Below are 16492 nucleotides of genomic sequence, written 5' to 3' on the forward strand. Positions count from 1 at the left end.
GCATGCTTGCGGATTTTTGTGTTTATTTGTTTCCGCAATCAGAGATAAGGACAGGCTATTATGACAGACGATAAAAACAAAGAATGCCCGCTCTTGCGGGACACCGCTTTTGTGGACCTGATGAAGCGGCGCATTTTCAATGTGTTGCTCATCGCCAACCCGTATGACGCTTTCATGTTGGAGGATGACGGACGGGTGGAAGAAAAGATTTTCGATGAATACGTGAAATTGGGTTTGCGCTATCCGCCCCGTTTTTTCCAAGTCGCTTCGCAGGAAGAGGCGGAAGAAGAGTTGGGCAAGACCACTTTCGATTTGATTATCTGCATGCCCGGCACGGACAATAATGACGTGTTCGACATCGCACGGGGCATCAAGACGGACAATCCCACGATACCTATCGTCGTGCTGACTCCGTTCAGCCATGGTATCCGGAAGAGTATGGAGAACATGGACTTTTCTATTTTCGATTACGTGTTTTGTTGGTTGGGTAATACGGACTTGTTGCTCTCTATCATCAAGTTGATAGAAGACAAAATGAACTTGGAGAACGACGTGGCGGCCGGAGTACAGATGATATTGTTGGTAGAAGACTCCATCCGTTTTTATTCCTCCATCTTGCCCAACCTCTACCGGTTCGTGCTCCAACAAAGCCTGGAATTTGCCACAGAGGCACTGAACGCCCAACTCGAGACGTTGCGCATGCGTGGGCGGCCTAAGATCGTGTTGGCACGTACGTATGAAGAAGCTTGGGGCTTGTACACTCGTCATAAAGAGAATACATTAGGGGTCATCAGCGACTGCCGCTTTCCCCGTAACGGGAAGACGGACGAGATGGCCGGTTACGAGTTATTGTCGGCCATCCGTGCCGAAGACGAGTTCGTGCCGCTGATTATGGAGTCTACGGAAGCTGATAAGAGTGCTTGGGCCGAGAAGTGCGGGGCGCATTTCATCGACAAGAATTCCAAGAAGATAGGGGTCGACTTGCGACGTTTGGTACGTCGGCATTTCGGTTTCGGAGATTTTGTCTTCCTCGACCCGAACACGATGGAAGAGGTGGCGCGCATCAAGAACCTGAAAGACCTTCAGAACAATATCTTCACTTTGCCCAAGGAATCGCTCCTTTATCATATTACGCGCAACAACGTGTCGCGTTGGTTGTGCTCGCGGGCATTGTTCCCCATATCCGAGTTCCTGAAACATATCACATGGCGTTCGCTCCAAGACGTGGATGCCCATCGTCAAATCATATATGACGCGATTGTGAGCTACCGCCGGATGAAGAACCAGGGCGTGGTAGCCGTGTTCCACCGCGACCGTTTCGACCGTTTCAGCAATTTCGCACGTATCGGTGAAGGGTCGTTGGGCGGAAAAGGGCGTGGCTTGGCCTTTCTGGACCACATCATCAAGCAGCATCCGGAATTGAACGCGTTCGACAACGCGGATGTCATGATACCTAAAACGGTGGTGCTCTGTACGGACATCTTCGACGAGTTCATGGATACGAACGAACTTTACCAGATTGCGCTTTCGGACATTCCGGACGAAGAGATTCTCCGTGCATTCTTGCAAGCCCGGCTGCCCGAACGCCTGATTGGTGACTTGGAGGCCTATCTCGATGTCGTGCGCCAACCCATAGCCATCCGTTCCTCTTCCTTGCTCGAAGATGCCCATTACCAACCTTTTGCCGGGATATACTCCACCTATATGATACCTTACGTGGAGAGTCGTGACGTGCGGCTGAAGATGTTGCGCGATGCCATCAAGGGGGTATACGCTTCGGTGTTCTACCGCGACAGCAAGGCGTATATGACGGCCACGAGTAACGTCATCGACCAGGAAAAAATGGCGGTGATTCTTCAGGAAGTGGCCGGAAACCGTTACGGTGACCGTTTCTACCCGAACATCTCCGGTGTGGCCCGTTCGGTGAACTACTACCCCATCGGGGACGAAAAGGCCGAAGACGGCACGGTAAACCTTGCGCTCGGGTTGGGGAAATACATCGTGGACGGCGGCATGAACCTGCGCGTCTGTCCGGCCCATCCCGACAAGGTGTTGCAGACGAGCGAGATGGAAATAGCCTTGCGCGAGACGCAGACGCGGTTTTATGCCCTCGAAATGAAAGCCGTGGAGGAGGATTTCAGGGTGGACGACGGTTTCAACCTGTTGAAACTTCCGGTGAAGGAGGCCGAACAGGACGGTTCGCTGCAATTCATTGCTTCCACGTACGACCCCTACGACATGGTGATTCGCGACGGTATTTACGACGGAGGACGTAAACTTGTCACCTTCTGCGGCGTGTTGCAGCAGGGCGTGTTCCCCCTTCCGGAGCTTTTGCGGCTGATTCTGAAACTTGGGCGTGAGAGCATGCGCCGCGAGGTGGAGATAGAATTTGCCGTGAAGCTGAATCCCGACCGTACGGGGGTGTTCTATTTGTTGCAGATACGTCCGATGGTGGACAATAAGATGATGCTCGACGAAGACTTGACGGAGATTCCCGACGAGAAGACGCTGATACGTTCGCATAACGCCATCGGCCAAGGGGTGAGCAACGAGGTGTACGATGTGGTCTATGTGAAGACCGGCGATTATTCCGCTTACAACAATCCGGCCATAGCCGACGAGATAGACCGTATCAACCGCCGCTTCCTGGAGGAGGGGCGCAACTATGTGCTAGTCGGCCCGGGACGGTGGGGCAGTAGCGACCCATGGTTAGGCGTTCCGGTGAAATGGCCCAACATTTCAGCCGCCCGTGTCATTGTGGAGTCCGGGTTGACGAATTACCGTGTAGACCCTAGCCAAGGCACGCACTTCTTCCAGAACCTGACCAGTTTCGGCGTGGGATATTTCACGGTGAATGACTTTTTGGGCGACGGGGTATACAACCAGGCTTTCCTGAACAGCCAACCGGCTGTGGAAGAAACGGCCCACGTGCGCCATGTGCGCTTTTCTTCGCCCGTGGTCATCAAGGTGGACGGGATGAAAAAGGAAGGGGTGGTCATGCTTCCCGGAGTGGAACAGTAAAGATTTATGGCCTATTGGCAGAATAAGAAGACGAATTTTGTAAATGATTGGTTGATAGATGTTTGAGGCAATGCTGAGAGCCTCTTGTTTTTCTCCGCAGAATGAAAAATCGTTTGCAGGAGAATGAGAAATCGTTTGCCTGAGATTGATTTTCATTTCTCAGGCAAACGATTTTTCGTGTCCGGATTGTCGGGATATATTATAATAAATCATAATATTCTGCGGAAGCTACGGCTTCTTGGATGTTGCTCACGTTCATTTTGAGGAACAGCCTTCTTTTGGCTGATTTTATCGTATCGAGGCTCTTGCAAAGTTTGTTTGCGATGTCTTCCATCTTGTAACCTTGGGAGGATAACTGGAGGATTCCGCGTTCCGTTTCGTTCAATATAATCCCCCCATCCTTGATCCATTCGCCTTGTCCATGTCATATTTATAAAACGCACGGTGGCCTTTTCTCTTTACGGTAATGTTTCCTATTTCATGCATTACGGAATGTTTCATGATGCATAGGGAAAACAACGGCATGCCATCCCGTCCTATAAGGATGGGGGTTGCGGTTTGGTGGACTAACAGCTTTTTCCTGCCGTTCAGGAGATGTATGTCGCATGAGATGTTGTATTCCGTGCGTTCTGACGAAAGTTGGTTGCAAAAAAAATGCAGTCCTTCTTTGAATGCCGTATAAAGTATGCGGTGTTCCTCTTCGGGTACGAAGTCCAAATAAAACCGGAACCCCATTTCCTTGACTTTTTCTGCCGTCAGGCCTGACAAACGCTCGAATTTCCCTGATGCATAGAAGAACTTCTGAGTTTGTGCATTCGAGATGTACATGCACAAGTGCGTATTCCTTGCAAAGGCATCGGCGGTTCTTTCGATTAAGCTTGTTTGCAGGTTGTCACGTTCGTATGGTCTGTGTGGCTCGCTGATGGTTTTGAAAAACTCAAAAAGGTGTTTGTCCATGATTTTTTGCGTCATTAATATGTGAAATTAGGTCTTTAACCTCCCCGTCTCATTTTGAGGTACAAATTTACTTTGTTTGGTTAAAAAAAATAAGGAATGTTTCCCGTTTTTGATGAATTTCGTAATTCGTTGCACACTTTTGTGTGCATTTAGTGTGTCTGTGCACAAAGATAAGCTTGTTTGTTTGGTGGTGTTCACGCAAACAATTTATATTTGTACCGTAAAAAAGAAGAAATATGAAGTCAAGTGATTATAATTATTTCATCCCTTATAAAGATGGGCATATCTTTTTCAATGGCATCACCAAGCGGTTTTTCCTCGCTTCGGAAAAGAACCATGCCAAACTGATGGACATCATCTCCCGTCCGGATGACTACCGGGAAAAGTACGCTCCTTTTTTGGAAAGGATGTCGGCCGAGGGCTTCGTCGTGGAAGACGATGTGCAGGAAATGGACATCATACGGGAGGAGTTTGACAGGAAGCGTAACTCCGGTCAATATACGCTTATGGTACTTCCTACTTACGATTGCAATCTGCGTTGTTGGTATTGCATCCAGGAACACCAAAATATGACGTTGTCAGACGAAACTGTCGCCCGTATCAAGAAGCACATTGAAAAATACCTTTTGGAAAATGAGATAAAAGAATTTCGCCTGTCTTGGTTTGGGGGAGAACCCCTCTTGGCTTACCGAAAACTCATCGAAATCACGCGGTTTTCTAAAGATTTTTGCGAATGCCATCATATAGGATTTTTTAGCGACATGACGACCAACAGCCTGTTGCTCACTTCGGAACGGATAAAAGAGTTGGGTGGTCTTGGCGTGCGCAGTTTCCAAATCACGATTGACGGTTGCCGCGAGAAGCACAACCAAGTGAAACGCGACAAGGATAATGCGGCTTTCGACAAGGCGGTCAATAATGTATTGGAGATAGTCCGGACAATTCCGGATGCTTACTGCATACTGCGCATCAATTATTCCGACCAAACGTTGGAGCCGGGCAAAATCATGCATGATGTCAACCTGATGATTCCGCACGAATACAGAAAACAAATTTTTGTTATGTCGACCATGCACATTTCAATTGCATATTCCCGAATGGAAATGTCGGAAAGTGCGACAATGAGAAACCCGAAGATGCCAAAGGCGTGCTGACGGAGTCTGGTGATATTTTATGGAAAACGGAGTACCGGTTTATCCAGTACCACCAACTTTCATCAGGTAGTGAATGTGTGGAATGCAAATATTTGCCGTTTTGCATGGGGCCGTGCCCGAGACGGAGAGAAGAAATGTATGTCCAACACAAGCACATCGTATGCCAACATAAAGATAAGGAAGAGGCTATGGAAAAGGTGATTGTGGACTATTGTGAGAAGAACTCCGATTTTTATAATATTTGAACCTTTCGGCCATGAAAAACGTGAAGGTAAGCTTGGTTGTGTCATTTCTTGTTTTTTGTCTGTTTCCGCAAGGAGTGGAGGCGGTCTCCCCTTTTACGGCCATAGATAGTATAATGCAAGGCTTGAAGGCGGACAGTTCGGCTGTATCCAAGAAACTGCCCACCGTTACGGTAGAAGCCAGCAATATCACCCACTATGCCGACCGGGACGTGGTGCATATCACCCGTTCCATGCGGAAGGGCGCACGCAATACGGCACAAATGTTGGGAAACATTCCCGGAATCGATTGCAACTACGCCAACAATGCACTCACTTATTACGGTTCCTCCAATATTCTAATTTTAGTGGACAGTTTGGAGAAATCGGCAGACTACGTCAAGGAATTGCATCACCTTCGCTTCAGCAAGGTGGACGTGGTGCCCAATCCCACAGGGAAATATGCAAATTACGATGTGTTGATTAACTTGCATACCAAACCGGATTATACAGGGTATGAGGGAAACGTGTTCCAACAAATGTCTGTCCGGCCCAATGAAGACAATGGGAATGACAAAAAATTCTCGGGAGACTATTCTTCCGCTTCATTCACTTATACCAAAAACAAATGGAATTTCATCGGAAGGTACAATTTCCGGTTTCTACAATCGGAAAAAGATAATGCGGAAAGTACATATACGAACCATGTGAACCGCTTGCAGGAAAGTACAACTTCACCGATGTCGTTTACCAATTTTTTTCGTATACATAACACTTATTGGGCAATAGACCATCAAATAAACAAGAACCATTCCGTGTCGGCCTCATATTACTATTCTGCCGATGCCAAGGATGATTACACGTATGCTGAAGCGGAGCGTTTGTGGCTTGACAGTGGAAAGAAAGAAACCATAGGGAAAAGTGGGGTTTCTCGTATCAATAGCGACCGTCATACGTTGGGCCTGTATTATCGTGGCCGGAGCGGAGTATGGAACTATACTTATGATTTTAATTACATCAATGATGGGTGGACCAGCGACAAGAATTACCGGCAGAATACCGGTTACGCATCCGATAACTATTTCCGTAACCACATGGACTACGTTTGGACTAAAAGCGAAGTGAACCGTCGTTTTTTCAACAATCGTTTTTATTTTAGCGCGGGATATAATTTTACATGGAAAGATTATGAACAGGAAGACCGTCTTACGAGAAACCTGCTGAGCGAAAAATGCCTACCACCGTAATGAAATTTGGACATGGCTGTCTTACCGCATCAAGGACGGCACGGATTTGAATTTCAGTGCTTCGGCCGAACATGTAAAGACCCATACGGCAAGCTACGAAGACAAGAACATGGTTTATAAGTTCAGTGGGATGTTCTACCACCGTTGGAACAAAAAGATATGGATGCGCCTTAATTATTGGTGCAACACATCTTATCCTCAACTCGACCAAGTGACGGAATACGGCTATTTTACCGATTCATTGACATGGAGTGGCGGAAACCCAGCATTGCGCACACAAGTGTACCATTCGGGACGGTTGTGGGTGGACTTCTTTAACCTTTTCAATATACAGACGGGTTATAACTATTCACCCAACCAGTTTTCTAACATCATCGGACGTGGGGAAGGTACATTGCCGTCAGGTGGAAACGGTGTTTACATTACATACACACCGGAGAATACGCTGTATAAGGAGTTTTGGGCAACGATTTACTTTAATCAAAAAATCAAGGATTTTAGAATAAGCGGTATCTTGAAATACCAAAACATGGAAGCGAAATTCAAGAGAAACAAGAATACGAACCAAGGCTTTACAGGCTTTCTTACCTCAAATTATTACAATGACAAGCATTTCCTGTCTATACAGGCAACCTATCAGGTTTTCAATGGATATCAAGTTAGAGCGCAAGGGAAAAACACGCAAAAAATGGGTTGTTTGGCATTCATTTTGGGTAAAGACTTTTTCCATCAACGTGTGAACCTATCAGTGCAATACGTGACTCCTCGCCTTTTCCTTGATGGCAATAGTAAAAGTAAAACTGAATCCGAGGTCGTCAGTTCTTATGATTTTTATGATATAAATGAAACGATACGCCACAGCCTGATGTTCACATTCTCTTATCGTTTTCATGGAGGAAAGAGCGTCCGGCAGTACAACCGTAGCATGCAAGAAGAGAAATAAGCGCGCTTGATATATTTAGTATTTTGGATGAGGCGTTCTTCCATGAAATCTCTTCGTCTGGTGCTTTCTTCGCGTGTAAATATGGATAACCGGAATGCGCGAAACTACAAGAATGGACAGACAAATACTTGGTGTGACCGGAAAAACGGGTTTGCACAAGGACGGGAGCTTGGCTTACTCGGACTTTCACCGGCTGTTCCTTTGACTCTGGACTAAGCAAGGGCATAGCCAAACTGTGCAAGGGATGAATCCCAAAAGAGAAAAAGAGCCGGGAATACGTAAATCCCGGCTCTTGATGCTTCTGTATTGCAATTAACCTTATACGATGCCTTGAGCCATCATGGCCTTGGCTACTTTCATGAAACCGGCGACGTTGGCACCTTTCACGTAGTTGACGTAACCATCGGCTTCCGTTCCGTACTTCACGCAATTCTGGTGAATGTTCTCCATGATGGCGTGCAGACGGGCATCTACCTCTTCCGATGTCCAAGACAGACGTTCTGAGTTCTGGCTCATTTCAAGACCTGAAACCGATACACCACCGGCGTTGGCTGCCTTGCCCGGTGCATACAGAATCTTGGCTTCCTGGAATACGCGGATGGCTTCCGGAGTAGAAGGCATGTTGGCACCTTCGCTTACGGCCATTACGCCGTTGGCTACCAACTGGCGAGCCTGGTCGCCGTTGATTTCGTTCTGAGTGGCCGACGGCAGTGCGATGTCTGCCTTTTCGCCCCAAGGACGTGCGCCTGCCACGTATTTGCAACCGTATTTCTCTGCATATTCACGGATACGTCCGCGATACAGGTTCTTAAGCTCCATGATGTAGTCGAGCTTTTCGCGGTCGATTCCGTCCGGATCGTAGATGTAACCGTCTGAGTCGGACATCGTGAGTACCTTTCCACCGAGTTGAAGTACCTTTTCGGCCGTGTACTGGGCCACGTTGCCGGAACCAGAGATGAGGACAGTCTTGCCTTTAAGGTCGGTGCCTTTGGTCTTCAGCATTTCCATGAGGAAGTACACGTTACCGTAACCCGTGGCTTCAGGACGGATGAGCGAACCGCCGAACTCAAGTCCCTTGCCGGTGAATACGCCGCTGAATTCATGGGTCAGTTTCTTATACATACCGAACATGTAACCGACTTCGCGTCCGCCTACTCCGATGTCACCGGCCGGCACATCGGTATCGGGACCGATATGGCGATTGAGCTCGAGCATGAAAGCCTGGCAGAAACGCATCACCTCGGCGTTGCTCTTACCGCGCGGGGAGAAATCGGAACCGCCTTTTGCTCCACCCATGGGAAGAGTCGTCAGGGAGTTTTTGAAAGTCTGCTCGAAAGCCAAGAATTTCAAAATGCTGAGGTTTACGGAACTGTGGAAACGGATACCGCCTTTATAGGGGCCGATTACGTTGTTATGCTGTACACGGTAACCCATGTTGGTTTGAATCTGGCCTTTGTCGTCCATCCAAGTGACGCGGAATTGATAAACGCGATCAGGAATACAGAGACGTTCAATCAGATTGGCTTTTTCGAACTCAGGGTGTTTGTTGTACTCTTCTTCGATCGTACTGAGAACTTCTTCTACAGCCTGATGATACTCAGGTTCGTTAGGGAAACGACGTTTCAAGTCTTCCAGAACTTTTTTTGCATCCATGTGATAAATCCTTTTTAAATTAATATTATTCGTTGACTTTATCTTTTCTACCTTATTTCTCCTTAAGAAAAATCTCTCTCTTGGTTTTCAGTCGCCAAAGTTAATCATTTAATAGCAAACTGCCAATAAAAACGAGAAAAAAAATCTTTTTGCTATTGTTTTTAGCAAAAGACAAACATTTCTTCGTATTTGTAGCGCTTTATATAAAAATAAGGTTTGGGATTTTGTATTTCTTCCGGTTTGCACTATCTTTGCATAGCATTTTTTGAATTGAAGATGAAGAACATCAGGAATTTCTGTATTATTGCGCATATAGATCACGGTAAGTCTACTTTGGCAGACCGTTTGCTTGAATATACGAATACGATAAAGGTTACCGAAGGGCAAATGCTCGACGATATGGATCTGGAGCGGGAGCGTGGTATTACCATTAAAAGCCATGCCATCCAGATGGAATATATATATAAAGGAGAGAAGTACACGTTGAATCTGATTGATACGCCGGGGCATGTGGATTTCTCATACGAGGTTTCGCGTTCCATCGCGGCTTGCGAGGGGGCGTTGTTGATTGTGGATGCCACGCAAGGCGTGCAGGCCCAGACCATCTCCAATTTGTATATGGCCATAGAGCATGACTTGGAAATCATCCCGGTCATTAACAAATGTGACATGGTGAACGCCATGCCGGAGGAAGTGGAGGATGAAATCATAGACCTGTTGGGATGTAAACGTGAGGAGATTATCCGTGCGTCGGGACGTACGGGAATGGGAGTGGATGAAATTTTACAGGCCGTGGTGGAACGTATCCCCCATCCGGAAGGGGATGAGGATGCTCCTTTGCAGGCATTGATATTCGATTCCGTGTTCAACTCGTTCCGTGGGATTATCGCTTATTTCAAAATAGTGAACGGCAGTATCAAGTCGGGCGATGAAGTGGCTTTTATCAATACAGGCAAGGAATACACGGCGGATGAAATCGGGGTATTGAAGATGGAAATGTCCCCCCGTAAGGAACTGCATTGCGGGGATGTGGGGTATATTGTTTCCGGTATTAAAACGGCAACGGAAGTAAAAGTCGGCGATACGATTACTCACGTGGAGCGTCCGTGTGATAAAGCCATTTCCGGTTTCGAGGAAGTTAAGCCTATGGTTTTTGCCGGACTTTATCCCATAGAAACTGAGGACTTTGAAAATCTTCGGGCCTCTTTGGAAAAATTGCAGTTGAACGATGCATCGTTGACCTTCCAACCGGAATCGTCCGTGGCGTTAGGCTTCGGTTTCCGTTGCGGTTTCCTGGGCTTGCTCCACATGGAAATCGTACAAGAACGTCTGGACCGCGAGTTCAATATGGATGTGATTACGACCGTACCCAACGTGTCTTATCTCGTATATGACAAGCAGGGTGGAGTGAAAGAAGTACATAACCCGGCCGGTATGCCCGAAGTGACGCTGATCGACCATATAGAGGAGCCATATATCAAGGCTTCCATCATTACGACAACCAACTTCATCGGCCCCATCATGACCTTGTGTCTGGGGAAAAGGGGGGAGTTGTTGAAACAGGAGTATATCAGCGGAAACCGTGTGGAACTCCATTATAGCTTGCCTTTGGGTGAGATTGTGATTGATTTTTATGACAAACTCAAAAGCATATCAAAGGGCTATGCCTCTTTCGACTACCATCAGGACGGTTTCCGTCCGTCTAAACTGGTGAAGTTGGATATCTTGTTGAACGGGGAACCGGTGGATGCGTTATCCACTTTGACGCATATTGACAATGCGGTGGACTTCGGGCGGAGGATGTGTGAGAAACTGAAGGAGTTGTTGCCCCGCCAACAGTTCGATATTGCCATACAGGCCGCCATCGGTGCCAAGATTATCGCCCGTGAGACAGTGAAGCAGTTGCGTAAGGACGTGACGGCGAAATGTTACGGAGGAGATGTCAGCCGGAAAAGAAAATTGCTTGAGAAACAGAAGAAAGGAAAGAAACGGATGAAACAGATCGGTAATGTGGAAGTGCCGCAAAAAGCTTTCTTGGCTGTCCTGAAGTTGGATTAACCTAATAAAAAACCTTATGACTATGGATTTAAGACGCGACGTGGCTCGTGAAATAGCCCGGATATATTGCCGCTTGTCTCCATCGGGTATCGAGGCATTGTCCGAGATACTTGTACCTTTCAAATATTCGAAAGGCGATGTGGTATTGCCCGAAGGGGAAACGTGCCGTCACATGTATTTCGTGGAACGCGGAATGGTGAGGCAGTATTATTATAAAGGTGGACGCGACGTGACGGAACACTTTTCTTATGAAGGGCGAATCGTGATTTGCATTGAAAGTTTCTTGAAACAGGAACCTTCACGGCTGATTGTCGAGGCGTTGGAAAACAGCAGGCTTTACGGCATTCCGTATGATGACTTGCAGGAATTGGCAGACGAAAATAAAGAGATTGAGTTGTTGTTCCGTAAGATTATGGAACATGCTCTAATCAGTTCTCAGGTCTACGCTGACAGCCAACGTTTTGAGAACGCTACGGAGCGTTACCTTCGTCTCTTGAATACAAAACCCGAGATATTGCTACGTGCGCCGATGCTCCATGTGGCTTCTTACTTGCAAATGTCGCCTGAAACATTAAGCCGTGTGCGTGCGGCTCATTTGGAAGAAATGAAGTCTGAAAAAGGCAGCGTGTCCAAGACTGAGACTTAGGCTGAGGTGCCGGGGAGTGATACGCCCATGACGGGATTACGGAGGATATGTTTCTTTTGGAAAGAAGGAGCATATCCTTTGTTTTTTCCCCTTTTCAGAAGTGGTGTGATTTTTTTACGGATTTGGCGCGTTGTTCTTTTTTTATTATTACCTTTGTGTAGTGGATCTTAAATTAACGGTATCATGAAACTGCTGCCCGGACATCCAGCCTGTGGAGTTGTGTAATGCCTACCTATGTTGAATTTTTAAATCAATTCTTATGAAGAGAGTAATTAACCTAATGAAGATGGTGGCCCTTAGTGGTGTCGTGGTGTTGGGTTCATGCCGGGCCGTGAAAGATGGAACTGGGGTGGAGCGTGCGGAATACGGGCACGAGATGTCAAGCCCGTTAGAAGGTTTTTGGAAGAAGACTTGGATTCGGAAGAAAGGAGATTCCCATAAGGGCTCCCAACCGTTCGTGCATTACAAGTATTACGGGGACAAGCACATGGTGTCGCTTTCCGTGTGGTATGTAGGTACCAACGATGTGGACGTGGATTTCGAAGGGCGATACTTCCCTTTTGAGTACATGTCGAAGAAAGTCATTCGTGAAGGTGGTGAGAATTTGAAAATCAAGACACGGGCAGAAGACATGTTCGAACTTTCATGGACGGGTCGTTCCACGGCGGGGGAGACGGATTATGAAGAGGGTTGGGAACGGTATCCCATGCCTTCAGGATTGGCCGCTATACATCAGGGGATGCGCGATGCCCACGAGGCGGACGGACGTTACGCAGGCATGTGGGAAGTGCAAGGCTTGCGGCAACCGTTGACGGGCGAACTGATACCACCCAAGTTGAAGAGCTACAAATGGTATGGTGACGGCTACTTCTTGGGCTTTACACCGGATCGGACCGGAGAAGACCGTGTGCACTTCAAGGGGCATGCCGGAACTTTCACGTCGGAGGGTGACAGCGTCATCAAGGAGCGCGGTGGGCGTAACAAGGTGAAATGGTTATCGGATGACATGTTTGAGATGTCGTGGTTCAACGGACGGGGTGTGGCTACCGAGGTGTGGAAGCGTGTGGAAAACGACGATTTGGAACAGCAGGTGCTTCGCGTGCTGAAGCCGATGTTCCTGCGTGTGGAAGGTTTGTCTGTGGCAGATATGTATGCTGCAGACAAGGTGTATGAGAAAGCCGATGTCCCTCCGCAATATCCCGGGGGAATAAACGCCCTGATGGAATATATGTCATCTAATATCCACTATCCTGCGGCTTGTGTCAAGGAAAAAGTCGAAGGCAGGGTGATGGTTTCTTTCGTGGTGGACAAGGATGGCAACGTGACGCGCCCGAAAGTGGTGAAAAGTCCAGATGTGCGCCTGAGTGCGGAAGCTGTGCGGGTCATCATGGCCATGACGAAGTGGAAACCTGCACGGTTGGACGGCAAGCCGGTATCCATGAAAGTTACCGCTCCCATCATGTTTGCATTAAAAGGAAAGAAGAAATGAGGGTTGGAGGAGTCGGTACAGGAATCTGAAAGTCCTGGTTTGCAGCGGGGTTGCAACCTAAGAAAAAGGGAAAGGCGTGTCGCTCTTTCCCTTTTTTGTGTCTTGTTTCCATGAGGGTTTCCCTGTATAGATACCCGTAGGTTTAGCGTGCCGCACGGTAGATGTGCTCCATGTCCTCGCGGTTCAATACTTTGAAGCCGCCGATGGTATGGGTACCATCATAACTGCATTTACGGGACATCTCGTGAATTTCCTCGTCTGTGATTTCGCGTCCGATGAGTTCGTGTATGCTAGTAGGCATGCCGATGGCCCGGAAGAAGCGTTCCAATGCTTCGATGCCGGCCAAGGCTGTTTCTTCTGCTGACTTGAAGTTGTTTTGTATTCCCATGGCATTGACGGCGAATTGTGCGAAACGGGTGGGATTTTCAAGGTAGACGTAACGCGCCCAACTGCCCCATACGGCAGCCAGGCCTGCGCCGTGGGTTACGTCGAACATGCCGCTGAGTTCGTGTTCCAGAAAGTGCGTGGCCCAGTCAGAAGTGGTACCGCAACCGGTCAAACCGTTGTGAGAAAGGCTGCTTGCCCACATGATTTGGGCGCGATGCAGGTAGTTGTCCGGTTGTTGCAGTACTTTGAACGCGCTATCTTGTACGGTGCGGATGAGGCTTTCGGCAATGGAGTCGGTTACGGTCATGTCATCATCGTGGGAGAAGTAGCGTTCCAACGTGTGCATGATGATATCTACTACGCCGGCTGCCGTTTGATAGGGAGGCAATGTAAAGGTGCGCTCTGGGTTCATTACGGCAAACTTGCAACGGAGCTTATCGCTGCCGTAGTCTTTTTTCAGGTCGCCGTCTTCGTTGGTAATGACTGTGGCGTCGCTCATTTCGCTACCTGCTGCCGGGAGGGTGAGCACGGCTCCCAAGGGGAGGCAGGTATCCGCCTCGGCTTTATGGGTGAAAAAATCCCAAACGTCTCCTTCGTAGGTTACTCCCATGGAGATGGCTTTGGCGGAATCGATTACGCTGCCGCCGCCGATAGCCAAGATGAAATCTACACCCTCGGCACGGCATAAATTGATGCCCTCGTGTACTTTTGAGAGACGTGGGTTGGGCACGACTCCTCCCAACTTCACATAAGGGAGATGTTCGGCTTCAAGTGCATGGCATACTGCGTCTAACAGTCCGGAACGTTCTGCGCTTTTGCCTCCGTAATGTACCAATACTTTTGTTCCGCCGTATTGTTTTACCAATCGGCCTGCCGCCTGTTCCGCTTTTCTTCCGAAAGCGACCTGCGTAGGGGCGTAGTAATTGAAATCTTTCATTGTCTTTTGCTTTTATGTTTTTTCTTGGGCAGATTTGTAATTTTCGTTTTTATCAGGGATGCCTTGACTATACCTGGCAATCCGTGTACAAATAGCGTTTGATGCTTTTCTTAGGGGTTTTCTCGAATTCCTCTTGGAAGATTTTGATACCGGAAAGTTGGGCATATCCGGGCAGCATACTATTCAGTTCTGTCCGGTTTTGTTCCATGACGTTGGCCAAATCCGAGTCTTGTAAACCTAAATTGTGCGCTTCTTCAAAGTCCGGATACACCAACCCATAAAGTTTTTCTCCTTTTTGGATGACGATGCTTTCGTTGACCAAAGTCAGGTTGTTCAGCAAATCTTCAATTTCTTCAGGATAGATATTTTGTCCACTCGCACCTAAAAGCATGTTTTTGCTTCTGCCTTTGATGAAAAGGTTGCCATTTTCGTCCATGATACCGAGGTCGCCTGTACGATACCAACCGTCTCGAAATGCTTCCTGGGTTGCTTCTTCGTTTTTATAGTATCCCAACATGACATTGGCGCCTCGGGTGAGGATTTCTCCTACGGTGTGTTGCGGGTCATTGCTGTCAATCTTGATTTCCATACGTGGAGCCGCCTTGCCGCAAGAACCGGGTGCGAAAATATTCCAGTCTGCGTATGAGATAATCGGGGCGCACTCCGTGGTGCCGTAGCCCACAGTGTAATTGAAACCAATGTCGTGAAGCAGCATTTCTATTTCATGATTGAAAGCTGCCCCGCCTATGATGATTTCATAGAAATTTCCTCCAAACGCCGCTTTGAGCTGTTCGCAGATTTTGTCTTTGATCTTTTGACGGACTAATGGGACTTTCAATAGCATCTTTACGGTTGTACCCTGAATTTTAGGAAGAACCGCCTTGCGGATAATCTTTTCTATGATTAAGGGGACGGCGATAATGATACGCGGCTTCAACTCGGCAAATGCCGCAAAAAGAACATTGGGGGACGGGTTCTTGGTCAGGAAGTAAATGTGGCATCCCGTGCAAAACTCAAAGATAAATTCAAAAGCCATCCCGTACATGTGAGCCATGGGCAACATGGAAATCACGTTATCCCCGGTTTTCATGTGCGGACTTAATACTTCCTTGGCAAATTCCAGATTGGACCAAAGGGCACGATAGGGAATCATTACACCTTTCGAACGGCTTGTCGTGCCTGAAGTATAGTTGATGACAGCCAGTTCTTCCGGTGCTCCTTTATAATATGATATATGGTGTTTGCGGAAGTTCATGGGGTAGCGTTCGCCGAACAACTGGTTCAGATGTTCCCGTGCATACGCGACTTTTTGCGTGCGACCTACAAGGAGTGAATAATCTGCAATGTTGATGATCCCTTCCAGATTCGGCATTTCATTGGCGTCGAGATTCTTCCATACCAGATCACCTACGAAAAGTAGTTTGGCTTCACTGTGGTTCACAATGTTATGAACCTGGTCGGCTTTGAATTCGTGCAAGATAGGCACGGCCACAGCCCCGTATGTCAGCGTCGCAAAAAATACGGCTCCCCAATGGGCACTGTTCCGTCCGCAAAGGGCTATCTTGTCTCCCGGTTTTACGTTGCTGTATTCAAAGATAATGTGAAGTTTCTCTATGATTCGGGCTATATCTTTATATTGAAAGGTTTCTCCTTTATAATCAGACAAAGCATCAAGATCCCAGTTGTCCTTGATGCTTTGTTCTATTTGTTCGTTAAAACTAAGTTTTTCCATTGCACAATTCTTTTTATTTTGTGCAAAACTAAGGAGAAAAAACGATT

The 16492-nt window shown here is 47.6% G+C and carries 13 protein-coding genes; 8 read left to right on the forward strand and 5 right to left on the reverse strand.

Going from position 1 to position 16492, the window contains the following annotated elements:
• The first annotated feature begins 60 nt into the window (after positions 1-60).
• On the forward strand, positions 61-3021 hold the full coding sequence (locus HMPREF9442_RS01435) for a PEP/pyruvate-binding domain-containing protein (protein WP_008624505.1): 2961 nt from the start codon (positions 61-63) through the stop codon (positions 3019-3021).
• Between the two features lie 199 nt (positions 3022-3220).
• Here HMPREF9442_RS01435 and HMPREF9442_RS01440 read toward each other — a convergent pair whose 3' ends face one another.
• Together HMPREF9442_RS01440 and HMPREF9442_RS01445 are read right to left on the reverse strand one after the other, a co-directional pair.
• Positions 3221-3355 (reverse strand): helix-turn-helix domain-containing protein, encoded by a 135-nt coding sequence (locus tag HMPREF9442_RS01440; RefSeq protein WP_253270978.1) that lies wholly within the window; start codon positions 3353-3355, stop codon positions 3221-3223.
• Positions 3356-3402: 47 nt separating this feature from the next.
• On the reverse strand, positions 3403-3978 hold the full coding sequence (locus HMPREF9442_RS01445; protein WP_147639872.1) for a PAS domain-containing protein: 576 nt from the start codon (positions 3976-3978) through the stop codon (positions 3403-3405).
• 236 nt (positions 3979-4214) lie between these two features.
• Here HMPREF9442_RS01445 and HMPREF9442_RS01450 point away from each other — a divergent pair, with 236 nt between their 5' ends.
• From HMPREF9442_RS01450 to HMPREF9442_RS01460, 4 genes are read left to right on the forward strand one after another with little or no spacing between them, the layout of a single operon-like run.
• Positions 4215-5132 (forward strand): radical SAM protein, encoded by a 918-nt coding sequence (locus HMPREF9442_RS01450; RefSeq protein ID WP_008624508.1) that lies wholly within the window; start codon positions 4215-4217, stop codon positions 5130-5132.
• Complete coding sequence (locus tag HMPREF9442_RS16895) at positions 5066-5377, forward strand: SPASM domain-containing protein (RefSeq protein WP_366275717.1); 312 nt, start codon at positions 5066-5068, stop codon at positions 5375-5377. The genes HMPREF9442_RS01450 and HMPREF9442_RS16895 overlap by 67 nt, the downstream gene beginning before the upstream one ends.
• An 11-nt stretch (positions 5378-5388) precedes the next feature.
• A complete protein-coding gene (locus tag HMPREF9442_RS01455) occupies positions 5389-6600 on the forward strand; it encodes a TonB-dependent receptor (RefSeq protein WP_008624514.1) in 1212 nt (403 codons plus the stop codon).
• 46 nt (positions 6601-6646) lie between these two features.
• Positions 6647-7543, forward strand: coding sequence for an outer membrane beta-barrel protein (locus HMPREF9442_RS01460; protein WP_008624516.1), 897 nt, complete (start codon positions 6647-6649; stop codon positions 7541-7543).
• Between the two features lie 318 nt (positions 7544-7861).
• Here the strand turns inward: HMPREF9442_RS01460 and HMPREF9442_RS01465 are convergent, their stop codons facing one another.
• The gene (locus tag HMPREF9442_RS01465; RefSeq protein WP_008624519.1) at positions 7862-9196 is read right to left on the reverse strand and encodes an NADP-specific glutamate dehydrogenase; all 1335 of its coding nucleotides are present in this window, start codon (positions 9194-9196) and stop codon (positions 7862-7864) included.
• Positions 9197-9472: 276 nt separating this feature from the next.
• On the opposite strand from HMPREF9442_RS01465, the gene lepA reads away from it, so the two are divergent.
• The 3 genes from lepA (at position 9473) to HMPREF9442_RS01480 (ending at position 13389) form a co-directional block, all read left to right on the forward strand.
• Positions 9473-11254, forward strand: coding sequence for a translation elongation factor 4 (gene lepA / locus HMPREF9442_RS01470; RefSeq protein ID WP_008624520.1), 1782 nt, complete (start codon positions 9473-9475; stop codon positions 11252-11254).
• A 22-nt stretch (positions 11255-11276) separates the two neighbouring features.
• Positions 11277-11900 (forward strand): Crp/Fnr family transcriptional regulator, encoded by a 624-nt coding sequence (locus HMPREF9442_RS01475; RefSeq protein WP_040602461.1) that lies wholly within the window; start codon positions 11277-11279, stop codon positions 11898-11900.
• A 259-nt stretch (positions 11901-12159) separates the two neighbouring features.
• Positions 12160-13389: an energy transducer TonB gene (locus HMPREF9442_RS01480; protein ID WP_008624522.1), complete on the forward strand. Its 1230-nt coding sequence runs from the start codon at positions 12160-12162 to the stop codon at positions 13387-13389.
• 142 nt (positions 13390-13531) lie between these two features.
• Here HMPREF9442_RS01480 and HMPREF9442_RS01485 read toward each other — a convergent pair whose 3' ends face one another.
• Together HMPREF9442_RS01485 and HMPREF9442_RS01490 are read right to left on the reverse strand one after the other, a co-directional pair.
• A complete protein-coding gene (locus HMPREF9442_RS01485; protein ID WP_008624523.1) occupies positions 13532-14713 on the reverse strand; it encodes an iron-containing alcohol dehydrogenase in 1182 nt (393 codons plus the stop codon).
• Positions 14714-14780: 67 nt separating this feature from the next.
• Positions 14781-16445 carry an AMP-binding protein gene (locus tag HMPREF9442_RS01490; protein WP_008624525.1) on the reverse strand — a complete coding sequence of 555 codons (1665 nt, stop codon included), beginning with the start codon at positions 16443-16445 and terminating at the stop codon, positions 14781-14783.
• Positions 16446-16492: the final 47 nt, after the last annotated feature.

The sequence above is a fragment of the Paraprevotella xylaniphila YIT 11841 genome, assembly GCF_000205165.1.
Classification (GTDB): domain Bacteria; phylum Bacteroidota; class Bacteroidia; order Bacteroidales; family Bacteroidaceae; genus Paraprevotella; species Paraprevotella xylaniphila.